Raw genomic sequence first — 14,889 nt, 5'->3', positions numbered from 1 at the left:
CACTTTATGTCATATTAAAATCATGAGCAGAGCCAACACAACCAGACACTTAGATCGATTAGAGCAATTAACCGCCATTCTTAAATCAGAAGATGCTCTCACCACAAAACGCATCGCTGCCGAACTCAACATAAGTGAACGAACCTTATTCCGGGATATCGGTCTGTTACGAGAACGAGGATTACCGATTGAAGCCGATAAGGGCCGAGGGGGAGGCATTAAACTTCACCGCAACTGGGGCGTGGGGAGGTTATCTTTAGAAAACCAAGAAGTCATTGATCTGCTCATTAGTCTCGCCATTTCTGAGAGCATGGGGCAGACCTTATTTATGGGAAATATCCAGAGGGTTCGCAACAAACTTATGGCCTCTTTTTCACCAAAACAAAAAGAGAAAATCCACCAGCTACGCCAGCGTATCCACATAGGTGCGCAAGCTTCCCCGGAAACTTTGTCTTCTTTTCATCATCAACACGAAGCAAACACGGTTAAAGCCAATCCAACTATTGAAAAAATACATAACGCTTTTATGTTTCATCAACGCCTGAGGATTGTCTATAAAGACTTCCATGACAAAGAAACACAACGAGACATAGAAGCGCATTATTTGTATCTTGGATTCCCTATTTGGTATCTATTAGCCTGGGATCATCTTAGAAACGACGTACGAATCTTTCGATATGATCGAATCATCAAGGCCGAAATAAAACCACAAGAGTTTACAGTAAGACCTCTGGAAGACTTTAGCGCCATACTGACTCAACAAGATGTAAAGACTCTTTAATGACAACGCGTTTTCCATAGCATTCACTTCTATTTTTTTAGCAACGAAGAACATTCTTCAACCAAAAATAGACAGTTGGCCTCTATAGATAAACGCCCTTTCCATGATACCCTTTTCAAATGTCGAGACTAAACCTCCCAATGAGGACAATTATTGGGTGTATTTTAGACACAAAACCCGCTATTAAGAGTGTATTTATGAACATACTAAATCGAATAAAGCCTCTTGCGGGCGTATTATTAAGCGCGTCTTTAATATCAACCACCCTCATTGCGGATGAATCATTAAATGCAGCAAATAAAGCGGCTTTTTTTGCTACGCTCAACACCAATAATACGGCCTCGGAGACCGCCTCTCTGCCAAATCACTTAAAAATAGAGTATTTAAGTGCGACTTTATTAAACGCACCTTATGTGGATGGCAGTTTGGGAGAAGGCGAGCAAGGAAAATACGATAAGGATCCTTTGGTACGCTTTGATGTGTTTGATTGCACAACCTATGTTGAAGCGGTACTGGCAGGTGCTTTGTCAAACTCTCAAGAGGATTTTATGCCTAACCTAATGAAGTTGCGTTATAAAGAGGGAAAAGTCTCTTTTGCCACACGCAATCATTTCCCTAGTGCTGATTGGATCCCTAATAACCAAGACCTATTAATAGACATTACCGATCAGGTCGCAGGTAGCCTGATTGCCATAGCAAAAACCGTCATTGATAAACCCGCTTGGTACCAAAAGATGACCGAGGATCGATTACAGTGTGAAGATGAATCCTCCATAGCTTGCCGTACTTTGCTGAATCAATTACAAGCCGAAGGTAAGTCATTTCTCCCCGAGTCAGTTGAAACTCCCTATACTCCTTTAACCGCCTTATATCTAGACGACCATTCGGCAAACCTCTCATTACTAGACAGAATCCCCTCTGGAAGCATTATCAGTATGGTCCGCCCTAATTGGGATATTAAGAAATGGATAGGGACAAATATGAATGTCTCACATCAATCTATTGCCATTCGTAAAGGCGATACACTCTTTTTGCGCCATGCGAGCCAGACACATAAGAAAGTCATGGATGTCGATTTCCTAGAGTATTTTGCTCAGTACAAGCCAACCTCTTCCTTACAAGGTTTTAATATTCAAGCGTTGAGATAGCTCGATATCTTCTTCACAGAAGTGACAGGCTATAGGGAACGCCTTATGAGGCCTGCTCGCAATCCGCCTACCCTAAAAAACACCTTAGACGACAGTAACGTACCCATGAACAACTCAGATAGGGGGGCATCAATACCTCCGCCCAATAGACGCCTTGACTCTTTTATCTTGATAGTTCTTAATAATATGACATATTTTTAGTTATATTGGATATTAATGATTTTCTCTAATAATTATGACAATGAAACCGTCGTTGGTTTAATTGCTAGTGCAATTCGAAGAGATATTTCGTTTGGTGAACTTTCTCCAGATAAGCGCTTGAAGATCGAAGAACTTAGAACCCGCTATGGAGGTTCAAGCCATTCCTTACGTGAAGCGCTGACACGGTTAAGCACACAGGGTCTTGTTGAGGCCAATGCTCAACGAGGCTTTAGAGTTTCATCCGCTACAGAAGAGGATTTAAAAGACATTATTCAGCTACGCTGGGAAATCGAAAAACTGGGACTTGAATGGTCGTTGAAAAAAGGGGATGTTAAATGGCAGGGTAAAATCATCGCATCTAGCCATGAGCTGTCACGAGCACAAGAGAGTGTGATGGCGTCGCCGATAGATTCCGCCTTAGAATGGGATGAAGCCAATCGAATGTTTCATATTAACCTGATGTCCGCGTCGGGTTCTCCCCGTCTCATTGCTACTCATACCCAACTCTATGATCAATCTCGACGCTTTATTTTAAGAGCGCTTCGAGAGCAGCAACTCAATTTCACATCCATATCTAATAACCAAAAACGTTTGGTTGACGCTATTTTAGTGAATGATATTGAAACAGCCAAAAAGTGTTTACAGCAAGATATTGAGGGTAATTTAGCTTACTCAATTCAGAGCACATAAATAGACCTTTACGTAAAAGGCCAACAAATAAGCAAACAATAATAAAAAGGAAAAATGAAATGAACACAATATCGAGAAGAACCTCCTTGAAATGGATGTTGATGATGGGCAGTGTGGCTACCTCTATGTTCGCCTCTCTTCCCTCTTATGCCGATGACACAAAAATTAATGTTGGCGCTTTACGATTTACGAGCCATGCGGCCACTTTTGTTGCATTTGAACGAGGCTATTTTAAAGACGAAGGCTTGGATGTTGAATTTAAATTTTTCCAAGCGGCTCAACCCATGGCGGTTGGCGTTGCATCAAAAGACATTGATTATGCGGTAACCGCCATTTCTGGAGGACTCATTTCTCTGGCTGAAAAAGGCGCTATTAAGGTCATTGGTGGGGCGTTAATGGAAGAAGCCGGGGTTGAAGGTCAAAAAATCATTGTTTCCAACAAGGCCTTTGATGCCGGTATTACTACGCCAGAAAAACTAGACGGGAAGTCTTTCGCCATCACCCAAGCGGGATCGTCATTCCATTATGTCGGTGCAAAAATGGCGGAGAAAGAAGGCATTGAACTTACCTATAAACCGATGCAAAAGGTCGGTACTATCATTGGCGCATTGAAGTCCGGTCAAATCGATGGTTGGTCTATTGTTCCCCATATCGCTAAGCCTCTTGATGCCGCAGGAGCCGTACACATTATTGGTAATGTGGCGGATTATATTCCTAATTATCAAGTGACTACCGTCTTCACTTCCGCGGACCATGCGGCCAATAAAGCCGAGACAACTAAAGCATTTTTACGAGCCTTTTCAAGAGGTGCGGCCGATTTTAATGAGGCTCTGGTCGATAAAACCGCCGGCGAAGCCGCCTCTGAAGACATGATTAAACTGATTCATAAGTATGTTTATGCTGATCGTCCATATGAAAAAGCCGCGCCAAGTATTCGTAATGGAGCGATGCGTATTAGTGCCAACGCGGCCTTAAATATGGAATCTGTACAAGATCAATTAGATTGGTTTAAATCGGAAAAACTCATCAAAGATAGCATTACAATCGACACACTGGTCGATGCATCTTACCTGCAATAAAGAAATTATCAGGTGAGTTAGCTCAATTACTTGCCTTATTCCATGATTGTTTCAAGTAAATATACTATTAGACATAAAGCATTCACTTTATGTCTAATATCGTTAAGAAAAAGGTAATTTATGGATCTTAGACTTCAAGGCATAGGTCATCAATATGGCAGCATGGAGATTATGCAGGATATTAATCTTGACATTCCTGCGGGTAAAATTGTCTGTATTGTTGGCCCTTCAGGGTGTGGAAAATCAACGCTCCTACGAATCATAGGAGGACTTGAAAAAGCGACCTCTGGACGCGTTATCCAAATCGGAGAGCCTCCTTCTGAAAGCATTAATCCATTGACCTATATTTTTCAAGATTTTGCACTATTGCCTTGGAGAACCGTGGAAGGAAATATCAGTTTGGTATTAGAAGATCATGGTATTCGAGGAAGTAAAGCGAATGCTATTATAACGGACGTACTAGCACGTACAAAGTTAACTGACTTTCGTAAAGCTTACCCAAAACAACTATCTGGTGGCATGAAGCAACGAGTGGCCATTTCACGTGCATTAGCCGTAAAACCAGCCGTCATGCTCATGGACGAACCGCTTTCTGCTCTCGACAGCCAAACCCGTGAACTGCTTATGGATGACCTGATAAACCTTTGGACTCGTGAACCTTTCACGGCTGTCTATGTTACTCATAACTTGAATGAGGCGGTTAGATTAGGGCACTCTATCGTCGTCTTGTCTCGCCGACCGGGAAAAATTCGTGAAGTGGTCGATATCGCAACGCCTTTAGCGGATCGTAAATTAGGTGATGTAGAACTAGAACGGCAACAGGAACACCTATGGAACCTAATGCGCGAAGAAGCGGTTGAAGCAGATAAGGAATTAATTGATGTCTAATAGTAATCACGTCACTACAGAAAAAACCATTGATTTTCGCGGTGGTGGATTTGCTCCTAAATCCAAAAAATGGCTAGGTTTTGTGGTATTTTTCTTCATTCTGGCCTTTATTGAAATTGGCACTCGTGTTGGTTTTATTAGTAACCTTACCCTACCTAGACCTTCCGATGTATTCACCACATTTCTTGAGTTATGGGAGAGTGGGTTACTCTGGGAACACCTAATTCCTTCTCTCACGCGTCTTTTTGTTGGTGCCTCTATTGGCTCTTCTCTTGGTATTTGTGTTGGCATTTTAATTGGGTTATTTTCATTAGCACGAGGGAGTCTTGTCCCCGTTATCGCCGCTATTTTCCCTATCCCTAAAATTGCCCTTCTACCACTTTTTGTTATTTGGTTTGGGATTGATGAAACATCAAAATATGCACTCATCGCATTTGGTACCTTTACTCCAACCGTAGTCGCAACGTACGGGGCTGTCGATAATGTGGACAGGTCACTTATCCGTATGGGGCAAAGTTTTTCTTTATCTTGGTTTTCAATTGTGACAAAAATCGTTCTTCCTGGAGCAATGCCTGGCATTTTATCTGGGCTACGAATTAGTCTTGCGATTGCCATCATTTTGCTGGTTGCAGCCGAAATGCTTGGAGCGGAATACGGTATTGGGGCTTACATTTTAGAAGCGGGCTCTCTTTATAACTTAGAACGCCTGTTTACTGGAGTCGCCATCCTATCCATTCTGGGGGTCAGTGTCAGTGCGACCATTGGCATGGTAGAAAATCGATTACTCGATTGGCGTACATAAGCGATGAATGATTAAACCATTCGCGGCCATTTTACCTCTCCAAAGAAACGTCATCCGACAACGTCTCGGATAAGGAATACTATATGTCGATAAATTTAAAAGCCGTTGACGGGGTTGAAATACAGCAAAAGCACAAAGCCAGCTGCCACTGTGGTGCTGTAGAGATTGAACTCACGTTACCCAACGGGATAATCGATTTAAGACGCTGTGATTGCTCTTTGTGTCGCAGAAAAGGCATTATCTCAGCCGCCATACCCGCATCTGGAATTCATATTATTAAAGGTGAAGACACTCTGACGCTTTATCAATTTAATACGAAAGCCGCAAAGCATTATTTCTGTAGTCTATGTGGTATTTACACGCATCACCAACGCCGATCAAATGCAGACCAATATGGATTCAATGTCGCTTGCTTGGAAGGAATTAACCCTTTGAAAATACCCGATATTCCAACGTCTGATGGAGTCAATCACCCATCAGACCGTTAGAATAATAGACGTTAGCCGTACTGATTCACAACGTTCCCAAAAAAGCCAAATCATTGAAGAGACGCCATCAATGGGATAGTTCAACGACTTAGCGACCGTTCACACCGATCTGGCTTTGGGTCTTCTTACTGACTACAAAAAATGGCTTACGCTTTTTCTTCACTTTCTTCTTCTGGATCAGCATCGTCATGGGCTGTGCGCTGAGCTGGTACAGCCAAAATTTCCAAATAAAATGATGTCCATTCTTGGCTTTCAGCAAAACTGATTTTTTCATTGATTTGCCCTACACGAATGGTTTCCGCTTGGTCTGGAGTTTGACCAAATCGGCAATCAAATCCCCAGAAATCAGCATAGTCAGGTAAGGTTTTATTCCGTTCTCTTTTCAAATATTTTTTGACTTCGCTTTTTGTCGCTTCTATCAATCGAGGGTAAGCAATTTTTGGATGAGATAGCTCAAATGTTTTTTTCATTAGTGTCCTAGAAGATTGGGATTCAGGAAGTGACATCACACATTCCTATTAACGTGCATAATAACGGATCAAACCGTTTGCAGCTATGAATAAGTACCTAATGACTCAAACAAAAAGATCAAGGTAGGGCGGAATTAGGTGTCATTTCAAAGGAATGTTAACGTGTCACCCTCCTAAACTTTGCCCAACCTCTAAATAGTAGGGTAATTCTATGATCTTTTGCTCAATGGGAGCGCCATTCAAACGAGCCATCATTTGAGCGGCGGCTTGGCGACCCATCTCTTCACGCGGGGTTACCACTGTCGCTAACCTAGGAATCATCGCTTTCGTAATATCGTGCCCATGAAAACCAGCAATCGATATTTGCTCTGGAACCGCAATCCCTTGACGCTGACACTCATAAAGTGCACCGATAGCCAAATCATCGTTGGTACAAAATAACCCGTCTGTCTGAGGGTTTTCACGTATGGCATCCAGAAGCAATTTGGCTCCCATAGTGAAAGAGGACGCATCAACTGTCTGCAACGATTTTGGTTGTAAGTTGGCCCTCAACATGGCCGCTTCATAGCCTCGTATCTTTTGCTGAGTTCGCTCGTCCATTCGTGCAGCTAGGTAAACAATGTGCTTGCGTCCCTTACTAATCATCAACTCCGTCATATCGCGTGCCGCGGCTTCGTTATTAATACCAATCGCCTGCTCCAAAGGTGGCAACACAGAATCCATGATTTCAATAACGGGCACACCTGCCACCGATAGCATCTTGCGTACTCGCTCAGTATGAACACTTTCTGAAAGAATGAGTCCGTCCACATTATAAGAAAGCAAAGTCGCTATACGACTTTCTTCCGCTAATGGACTGTATCCATAATGCGCCAACATAGTTTGGTAACCTGAAGGCTCTAACTCCGTTTCGATACCACGAATCACTTCCGCAAAAACTTGGTTAGTCAAAGAAGGCACCAAGACACCAATCGCATGACTTTTAGCGTTAGAAAGAATATCTGGCGCTCTATTAGGGATGTAGCCCAACTCTTCTACTGCTGACTCAATAACGCTACGAAGTTGTTCTGATACCTGTTTAGGGTCACGAAGATAGCGGCTGACCGTCATCTTAGTAACCCCTACTTTATCTGCAACGTGTTGCAAGGTCGGACGCTTATTTTTCTTTGTTGTCATGCACTCAGACCTTTCCATGATATGGATTAAAATTAGCCATCTGTATCTCTTATGCCACTATCAGCAGAAGAGTTTAGCATGGATATAATATTATCGATTATCGTATAAGGCTCAGGTTCAATGCTAACAATCAAGGCCTCCTCAGCCGTAGGTTCAATCAATGTTTCAAATTGACTATGCAACATAGATTGACCATTAAAATAATGCCCATCTCGTTGCTGATGCCGACGCCAAATAAGATCAAAATCGCCTTTTAAATAGACTAATTGTAACGTTTCATTGCCTTCTTTGAGAGAGGCTCGATAGGCTGGCGTTAAGCCAGAACATGCGACAATTAAGGACTGATTTTCTTTAATTAAACGATTTAGTCTTAGCAACCAATCTACTCTGTCTTCATCATTTAAGGGGTGACCTTGGCGCATTTTTTCCACATTCGCAGGAGGGTGAAAATCATCACCATCGAAAAAAGGGACAGTAAGCCGATTAGCTAATTGACTACCAATCAAAGATTTGCCGGATCCAGACACGCCTAAAATGACAATTTTCATTACAGTATTCACCTCCACAATGACGTCGAGCCTATCAAGTACTCGCACTATCCAAATATAAATTGTTACCGGTAACAACTGTATGTTACGGGTAACAATCAATCGTTGTCAACGTTCTTAAAAAACGTTTTTATCATAAGGTAATGAGCAAAAGGATAAGAAATTGAGAATAGAAACCACTTAAACAAACTGAGTTTAGAGTACACTTTTTCGTTTCTTCAGAGCGCGATAGGCATCCTTAATGACCTAATTCCACTAGTCGCATCGACTGAATTAAGCTGGGTCACCAGTTTAAAATATTCAAGTTTGGACCGTTTGCCTTAATTCATTTCAAACTGACCTTAAAAGCTGTTGTGGTAATTCTGATTTGGTTACACTCTTGCTCCCATTTTAGATTCTAGGCTTGAAACTATCGCCTACAAATCAGTCATTTAGCTTTAGTAATGTGCTTTGCTAACGGTATGTAAATGGGGTTTTATAATAATTAATTATGGTCGCGAGTTCGTTTTGTCTGTTTTCCTAGTAGACGGAATAGAACCGCATATATGGAGCTCTACATTATGATTATCCAGCTTTTCCCTCTTTGGGCTGTTGTTCTTTCAGTACTTGCCTTTTTTCAACCTGAATTTTTTGTCGGTTTGAAAACCCAAATCGTTCCATTGCTCACTGTCATTATGTTGGCAATGGGATTAACTCTCAGCCCGACAGACTTCAAACAAGTATTGAAAAATGGTAAAGCGGTTGGGGTTGGCGTGGTATTGCAGTTTTTAGTTATGCCGATTGCCGCCTTCGGGGTTGCCTTCGCCTTTGGATTTGACACAGAATTAACTGTCGGTATGTTACTCGTTGGTAGTGTTGCTGGCGGTACTTCTTCAAATGTCATGTGTTATTTAGCAAAAGGGGATACGGCGCTATCTATTTCCATGACCGCTATTTCAACCTTGATTGGTGTGCTATTAACGCCTTTACTCGTATCCATGATGATAGGTCAAAGTGTTGACGTACCTGTTGCAGGTATGTTGATGAGCTTATTTAAAATCGTGCTATTACCTGTTGCGGCGGGCGTATTGATCAATACTTTCTTTTCGAAATTTGTTCGTAAAGCAGAACCTATTTTTCCCTACATATCTATGTTTGCCATTGTCCTTATCATTGCGATTGTCGTGGCCTTAAGCGCCTCCAAAATTGTTCAAGTGGGCCTGATCGTGGCGGCCGCTGTTATTCTTCATAACATGATTGGTTTGGTTCTCGGTTATTGGGTAACCTACTTACTTGGCTTTGATGCCCGTGTATGTCGTACTATCGCATTTGAAGTCGGTTTACAAAACTCAGGTTTAGCCGCCGCTCTAGCGGTGAAATTCTTCACGCCAATGGCGGCGTTACCTGGGACTATTTTTAGTGTTTGGCATAATATCTCTGGCTCTTTACTCGCGAGCTATTGGAGCCGTCGACCTGTCAATAAAGGCCGCTCAAAATAAATACCACTACGTGAATAAAAAAGGGGCGCCATTGTGTGCCCCTTTTTTGAATCAATCTATGAAAAATCGGTAATATGCTCTAATCAGTACGTATTAAATACATCAGTACAATTTCTCAGATGCAGCTTCTGTAATTATTTTTATTAGAATGCGTATTTATTGGAATATTTATACATTTTATTCAAAGACTTTTTTCAATAAATCCGTTGTTCGAGCAACAGGGTTTTCTCTGATTTTCTTTTCTTCCGCCGCCAGCATAGTAAATAGACCATTTAACGCTTCTTCGGTTACATAGCTATTCAGGTCTAGGTTAATTTTGTCTCCAATAAGTGGAATATCCTTAGCTTTTGTCGCTAACTCATTATAGTAACGAGTTGCCCCTACTTCCCCTAATGACGCTTCTACACTCGGTTGGAACAAAGATCTTAACTTATCGCTGGTCTTTTCTTTAAAATAAGCGGTTGCCGCACCATCAGACCCTGAATAGATTTTTTGGGCGTCTTCAAAACTCATCTCTTTCACTGCCGATACAATTAATGCTGTGGCTTGCGGGGCGGCCTTTTCAGCAGCACGGTTCATGCTTTCTTCAAAATCATTCACCTGTCCTTCTAAACCATACTTTTTAAGTAATGCAGAGACCTTATTCACACTATCAGGTAATGGAATACGAATTTTTTGATTATCAAGATAACCACCAGGTTGACTGATCTCTTTTATCGCTCGTCGGCTACCGACTTCAAGCGCTTCTTTCAAACCACTAATCACAGTGTCAGTACTTAAATTGCTTGTCTTACCTGTAGTGGTACCAACCGCTTTGTCTAATACTTTTTGTACGTCTTCATCTTTAACCACATCCTTAAGTGCATCCGACCAACCAGCATAAAGCGTCGCTGATGACATAGAAACCGTTAATATTGAAGCCATAAGGCAGATTTTTTTCATTTTTCAATTCCATATCTCATGATTTTGCTAAGCATACCAGACAACCCCTATCGAATCGTATAAGAGAAATGTTAACAACATTATGAGAACAGCATAGCGTCTCTCAAAAACACTAAAAAAGACCTTTATTGCCTTTCGTAAAAATTTTCTCTATAGATTCTATTTAGCACTTATAAATGTGCAGCTTTTATGCAAAAATCATCCTAAATTCATTCATTAAATGGAATAAAAATGACTTTCACACGTTCTATAACGGCCATTGCTGTCGCGAGTGCCTTAACAGCTTGTTCTACTCCACAAGTCGATAACATCCCAAAAAGCCCTACGTCTGTTGTTACCGCTGACTTTACGATTAATGGCCTGTACCTTCCTGACCATGAAGGCAAACAAATTGTTTATACCCGTGAAAACATGCGAGCCATTGATCAAAAAGCAAAATTTGATAGCTTTTATATGCGTTGGGCAAATTACGATACGACTACGGTTTTTCGCATAGATAACAACTTACTATGGGACATCGATCACGACAAAGAAGTCTATAGTGAGTGTCCATTAAGTGGTTGCAGTGATGTGTTTGCTAATTTCATGGACAAGGCTCAAGACTCATCTGAAGACGAAGAAGAGTATGAAACCTACGAAGAAAAAGGCTGTGAGGTCGAACTCGCTACCAATGATTTTGACGTTGTAGCTACAAATAACACCCGTAAAATCGGAGGGCTACCAGCACAAGAATACACCGCACGTTGGACAACCGAGTTTAAAGATAGCAAAGGTAAGGTCGATTTAAACTTGCTGCAATTTGTATTTTGGACCACTGTACCAACAGAAAATATCAAAGAAGCTTGGAAAACTCACGAAAAGGCAACAGATAACTACCTTAATGCCGTTGGTGATAACAATGTGTTAGTTCGTCTACTCGGAAAAGAAGGTTATAAAGCCATCAGTGCATTCAGTGGCGATATTGAAAAAACGGACGCCGCTCAATTTAATAGCATAACCAAAAAGCTTGCGACTATTGAAGGTTACCCACTTTCAATCAAAATGGAATGGTTCCAAAAGAGCGAAGCCTGTGCGGTTCCTAAGAAAAAACGTGCTTCTGAAGATATTGATTTATCACAAGGCATTGGTAATGCCGCATCCGCTTTCTTTGGTAACATGATCAAAGATGGCGCTGATAAAATAGTCGATGATGTTATAACGGACTGGAAAAAAGACGCCCGCGTTCGCTACATTTACGAAGTCACTTCAGTATCTGAAAAAATGATCAAAGACACTAAATTTGAAGTGCCTGAAGATTACAAGCTTCAAGATAGGCAATAAAATCTGAGTCGATCTTGATGTAAGGATAGATCGATTTACTATTGAGTAATTTTGGGGTTAGTAAGTAAATTTAGTAACCCCTTAATTATTCAACTCTCATTTCTTTAGGGTCATATTGGATCTTTTCTTTTCAAGTTACGGCCTCTGGGCTCATCTCCCTCATGTAACACGATGTCTGAATGTAAAAACTCAGCCGCCTCGGCAGAATCTTTTACTTTGATCGCACTGCGCTCTAACATCTCATGTTCAAATTCCGTTAGTACACTTTCCCTTACCCCAAGCTCTCGCCATTGAGAAAAAGCATTGCACTCTTTGGCAATCCCACGAGCAAGAGCAAGCGCATCTAATAACGCTTGATTGGCACCCTGACCTTTAAATGGGCTCATTGGGTGTGCAGCATCTCCTATCAGGGTGACCTTAGCGCCTTTTTGCAACCACTCCGCAGTAAGCAAGGCTCTATCGTATACGGGATAACCCGATATATGCGCTTCTAATGTGGACGCAACTATCTGTGGGATAGGGTCATGCCATTGAGTTCTACGACAAGCCTCTTCTTTAAGGCATTTTACCCCTTGAGCACTCAATGCTTTTGCGTCCTCTTCCTCCATTGGAAAGCTCAACTGCCACATCACAGAATGTGCATCAAAAGGCATCATATACATTCTTTCGTTGCCATTAGCGGTTTGAAATACCGTCGCTGAATCCAGTAATTCACTCTCAATACCATTAAGCGCCGTCAAAGGACAGATCCCTAAAATAACGATACACCCTAGGTAACGTAAAGGAGCTTCCTCCTCACCGATCAATAACCTGCGGACAGAGCTACGAATACCATCAGCTCCTACAAGGATATCGGCTTTAGCATGAGTTATAACGCCATTAACATTAAAGCTCAGATCAACCTCATTAGTCTCATTTTCCTTAAAATCCACCAACTGGTGATTCCATTGAACAACACCCTCTCCCCCAAGCTGCTCCAGTAACGCCAAACGCAGAGATTGACGTGCTATATGAATGTTTGTCCGTTTAGGTGGCGATTTAACATCAGACTGTATCCATTTTCGAATACCCCACTCCCCAATCACTTTTCCGTCTGTCGTATGCACGAGATGGCGAGTTGAAATCACGCCTTCTTTTAAAGAAAAAATCCCTAATCCTTCAATGGCTTTACTTGCTTGCTGTAAGGTCAAGCCATAACCCTGGGATCGAGCATCAAAGCCACTATCCCGTTCATAAAGAGTAAAGGGAATGCCTCTATGCAAGCATGCCACCGCCAACGCCACACCTCCAATACCTCCACCAACAATCGCCACATGGGGATAATTCTCACGATCAACTTCTGGTGCGCTAGCGGCCGCGATTAAACCCGATCCGGCACATTTTGAACACGAATCAAGATGCCCTTTAGGACGAACTGGAGGCATGCCCTCTCCATTTGACTGTTCAAAAGCCTCTAACTCCCTCCGATAGCTAAGCCGCACTTTTTTACGGATACGCTTGCTCTTCTTCCCTCGTCCCTGACACTCTAAGCACACACTCCAGTGGGATTCTTCATTCTTCACGTTATTCACTTCCTCTAAAAAACCGAACCGAGACACCCATCAAACATAAAAACCGAACCGAGACACCCATTAAACATCAAGTCTCAACCAAACTAATGGAGGAACTAACGGGATCCTGGGAATCTAGGTAAGACACCCACCCCTAAAACACATTTAAACTTAACAACGCAGGCAAATAATAGTATCGATATGGTGGGTGTCTCATATTATTACGCTCACATTGTGATGGGTGTCTCTCATTATGTCATTATGAATGATCTGAGGATTTTTGAGGCAAGAGAGAAAAGAGCAAAACAGCCACGCCACCAATCAAGAGCCCAACGACTAGACTAATACCGGTATCAATAAGCGCTGACATTATTGGGAGTTGGGCCATCTCTCCCGCAACGGCCATTTCAGCAAGATGATGTAAGACAGGTAAGCCATGAACAAAAATACCACCGCCCACCAAGAACATAGCAATGGTTCCTACAATCGTCAGTAGACGTATTAACATAGGTGCCCCTTTTAAAATGGTATTGCCTATTATCTTAACGAACCGATTCGGTAACTGGAATAAATGCAGCCCAATATCATCAAGACGAACAATTAAAGCGACTAATGCATAAACCCCCACGGTTACAACAAATGCGATTAAACTAACAACAAGAGCTTGCATGAGTAAACTTTGACCCGCTACGGTTCCCAGGGCAATAACAATGATTTCTGCCGATAATACAAAGTCTGTACGAATGGCGCCTTTTACCTTGCCCTTTTCTAAAACAAGCAAATCTTTTGTAGATTCTGCCTGTTGCAAATTATTTCTAAGAACCTGCTTCTCTTCATCATTTTTTTTAAACGTATGCAATACCTTTTCGGCACCTTCAAAACATAAGTATAAACCTCCAGCCATAAGCAAAGGCTGAATCAACCATGGTGTAAAGGCACTAATTGCGAGCGCTAACGGTACTAAAATCAGTTTATTAAGGAACGAACCTTTAGCAACAGCCCAGACAACAGGAAGCTCCCTATCAGCTTTTACACCAGAGACTTGATCCGCATTAAGAGCAAGATCATCGCCTAATACCCCCGCCGTCTTCTTCGCAGCAACCTTAGAAAAAACAGCCACATCATCAAGTAAGGTAGTAATATCATCCAATAGCGCCAGTAATCCAGTCATAGCCATGATGCTTATCTCTATTTAAGTAAATGGAATATTTCATCGTTAACACTAATTATTATGCTTATCCCTATAAAAGAACACCAAAAAATCAGAACCATCAGAAGGCCACCCACACCATCAAGACAACCATCAGAAGGCCACCCACACCATCAAA

15 protein-coding genes are annotated in these 14,889 nt (G+C 41.9%); 9 read left to right on the top strand and 6 right to left on the bottom strand.

Going from position 1 to position 14,889, the window contains the following annotated elements; genetic code table 11:
* Nucleotides 1-22: 22 nt before the first annotated feature.
* From O1D97_RS06905 to O1D97_RS06875, 7 genes are all read left to right on the top strand, one after another.
* Nucleotides 23-781, top strand: a complete 759-nt coding sequence (locus tag O1D97_RS06905) for a helix-turn-helix transcriptional regulator (RefSeq protein ID WP_269124117.1) — start codon at nt 23-25, stop codon at nt 779-781.
* Nucleotides 782-978: 197 nt separating this feature from the next.
* On the top strand, nt 979-1,929 hold the full coding sequence (locus O1D97_RS06900) for an N-acetylmuramoyl-L-alanine amidase-like domain-containing protein (protein ID WP_269124115.1): 951 nt from the start codon (nt 979-981) through the stop codon (nt 1,927-1,929).
* A 216-nt stretch (nt 1,930-2,145) separates the two neighbouring features.
* Nucleotides 2,146-2,820, top strand: coding sequence for a GntR family transcriptional regulator (locus tag O1D97_RS06895; RefSeq protein ID WP_269124113.1), 675 nt, complete (start codon nt 2,146-2,148; stop codon nt 2,818-2,820).
* A gap of 59 nt (nt 2,821-2,879) precedes the next feature.
* Nucleotides 2,880-3,899, top strand: coding sequence for an ABC transporter substrate-binding protein (locus tag O1D97_RS06890; RefSeq protein WP_269124112.1), 1,020 nt, complete (start codon nt 2,880-2,882; stop codon nt 3,897-3,899).
* A 120-nt stretch (nt 3,900-4,019) separates the two neighbouring features.
* The gene (locus O1D97_RS06885; protein ID WP_269124111.1) at nt 4,020-4,787 is read left to right on the top strand and encodes an ABC transporter ATP-binding protein; all 768 of its coding nucleotides are present in this window, start codon (nt 4,020-4,022) and stop codon (nt 4,785-4,787) included.
* A complete protein-coding gene (locus O1D97_RS06880; protein ID WP_269124109.1) occupies nt 4,780-5,589 on the top strand; it encodes an ABC transporter permease in 810 nt (269 codons plus the stop codon). The genes O1D97_RS06885 and O1D97_RS06880 overlap by 8 nt, the downstream gene beginning before the upstream one ends.
* An 83-nt stretch (nt 5,590-5,672) precedes the next feature.
* Nucleotides 5,673-6,077, top strand: coding sequence for a GFA family protein (locus tag O1D97_RS06875; protein WP_269124107.1), 405 nt, complete (start codon nt 5,673-5,675; stop codon nt 6,075-6,077).
* Between the two features lie 146 nt (nt 6,078-6,223).
* On the opposite strand, the gene O1D97_RS06870 is transcribed toward O1D97_RS06875, so the two are convergent.
* The 3 genes from O1D97_RS06870 to O1D97_RS06860 form a co-directional block, all read right to left on the bottom strand.
* On the bottom strand, nt 6,224-6,547 hold the full coding sequence (locus O1D97_RS06870) for a DUF6172 family protein (protein ID WP_269124105.1): 324 nt from the start codon (nt 6,545-6,547) through the stop codon (nt 6,224-6,226).
* A gap of 165 nt (nt 6,548-6,712) precedes the next feature.
* Nucleotides 6,713-7,723 carry a gluconate operon transcriptional repressor GntR gene (gene gntR, locus O1D97_RS06865; protein ID WP_269124103.1) on the bottom strand — a complete coding sequence of 337 codons (1,011 nt, stop codon included), beginning with the start codon at nt 7,721-7,723 and terminating at the stop codon, nt 6,713-6,715.
* Nucleotides 7,724-7,755: 32 nt separating this feature from the next.
* Nucleotides 7,756-8,271: a gluconokinase gene (locus tag O1D97_RS06860; protein ID WP_269124101.1), complete on the bottom strand. Its 516-nt coding sequence runs from the start codon at nt 8,269-8,271 to the stop codon at nt 7,756-7,758.
* A 560-nt stretch (nt 8,272-8,831) separates the two neighbouring features.
* On the opposite strand from O1D97_RS06860, the gene O1D97_RS06855 reads away from it, so the two are divergent.
* Nucleotides 8,832-9,749 (top strand): bile acid:sodium symporter family protein, encoded by a 918-nt coding sequence (locus O1D97_RS06855; RefSeq protein ID WP_269124099.1) that lies wholly within the window; start codon nt 8,832-8,834, stop codon nt 9,747-9,749.
* Between the two features lie 177 nt (nt 9,750-9,926).
* Here O1D97_RS06855 and O1D97_RS06850 read toward each other — a convergent pair whose 3' ends face one another.
* Entirely contained in the window at nt 9,927-10,691 is a 765-nt protein-coding gene (locus tag O1D97_RS06850) for a DUF4197 domain-containing protein (RefSeq protein WP_269124097.1), read from the bottom strand.
* A 231-nt stretch (nt 10,692-10,922) separates the two neighbouring features.
* Here O1D97_RS06850 and O1D97_RS06845 point away from each other — a divergent pair, with 231 nt between their 5' ends.
* Entirely contained in the window at nt 10,923-12,011 is a 1,089-nt protein-coding gene (locus O1D97_RS06845; RefSeq protein ID WP_269124095.1) for a hypothetical protein, read from the top strand.
* 110 nt (nt 12,012-12,121) lie between these two features.
* Here O1D97_RS06845 and O1D97_RS06840 read toward each other — a convergent pair whose 3' ends face one another.
* Together O1D97_RS06840 and O1D97_RS06835 are read right to left on the bottom strand one after the other, a co-directional pair.
* Nucleotides 12,122-13,573 (bottom strand): FAD-dependent oxidoreductase, encoded by a 1,452-nt coding sequence (locus tag O1D97_RS06840; RefSeq protein WP_269124093.1) that lies wholly within the window; start codon nt 13,571-13,573, stop codon nt 12,122-12,124.
* 247 nt (nt 13,574-13,820) lie between these two features.
* Nucleotides 13,821-14,738, bottom strand: a complete 918-nt coding sequence (locus O1D97_RS06835; protein ID WP_269124091.1) for a DUF808 domain-containing protein — start codon at nt 14,736-14,738, stop codon at nt 13,821-13,823.
* Nucleotides 14,739-14,889 lie beyond the last annotated feature (151 nt).

The organism is Marinomonas phaeophyticola, from assembly GCF_026966905.1.
Taxonomy (GTDB): domain Bacteria; phylum Pseudomonadota; class Gammaproteobacteria; order Pseudomonadales; family Marinomonadaceae; genus Marinomonas; species Marinomonas phaeophyticola.
The sequence above is the reverse complement of the archived record's forward strand: the minus strand, read 5'-3'. Positions and strand labels throughout refer to the sequence as shown.

Coding starts and splice junctions, on each gene's coding strand:
- O1D97_RS06905 (WP_269124117.1), top strand. CDS start 23: ATGAGCAGAGCCAACACAACCAGACACTTAGATCGATTAGAGCAATTA.
- O1D97_RS06900 (WP_269124115.1), top strand. CDS start 979: ATGAACATACTAAATCGAATAAAGCCTCTTGCGGGCGTATTATTAAGC.
- O1D97_RS06895 (WP_269124113.1), top strand. CDS start 2,146: ATGATTTTCTCTAATAATTATGACAATGAAACCGTCGTTGGTTTAATT.
- O1D97_RS06890 (WP_269124112.1), top strand. CDS start 2,880: ATGAACACAATATCGAGAAGAACCTCCTTGAAATGGATGTTGATGATG.
- O1D97_RS06885 (WP_269124111.1), top strand. CDS start 4,020: ATGGATCTTAGACTTCAAGGCATAGGTCATCAATATGGCAGCATGGAG.
- O1D97_RS06880 (WP_269124109.1), top strand. CDS start 4,780: ATGTCTAATAGTAATCACGTCACTACAGAAAAAACCATTGATTTTCGC.
- O1D97_RS06875 (WP_269124107.1), top strand. CDS start 5,673: ATGTCGATAAATTTAAAAGCCGTTGACGGGGTTGAAATACAGCAAAAG.
- O1D97_RS06870 (WP_269124105.1), bottom strand. CDS start 6,547: ATGAAAAAAACATTTGAGCTATCTCATCCAAAAATTGCTTACCCTCGA.
- gntR (WP_269124103.1), bottom strand. CDS start 7,723: ATGACAACAAAGAAAAATAAGCGTCCGACCTTGCAACACGTTGCAGAT.
- O1D97_RS06860 (WP_269124101.1), bottom strand. CDS start 8,271: ATGAAAATTGTCATTTTAGGCGTGTCTGGATCCGGCAAATCTTTGATT.
- O1D97_RS06855 (WP_269124099.1), top strand. CDS start 8,832: ATGATTATCCAGCTTTTCCCTCTTTGGGCTGTTGTTCTTTCAGTACTT.
- O1D97_RS06850 (WP_269124097.1), bottom strand. CDS start 10,691: ATGAAAAAAATCTGCCTTATGGCTTCAATATTAACGGTTTCTATGTCA.
- O1D97_RS06845 (WP_269124095.1), top strand. CDS start 10,923: ATGACTTTCACACGTTCTATAACGGCCATTGCTGTCGCGAGTGCCTTA.
- O1D97_RS06835 (WP_269124091.1), bottom strand. CDS start 14,738: ATGGCTATGACTGGATTACTGGCGCTATTGGATGATATTACTACCTTA.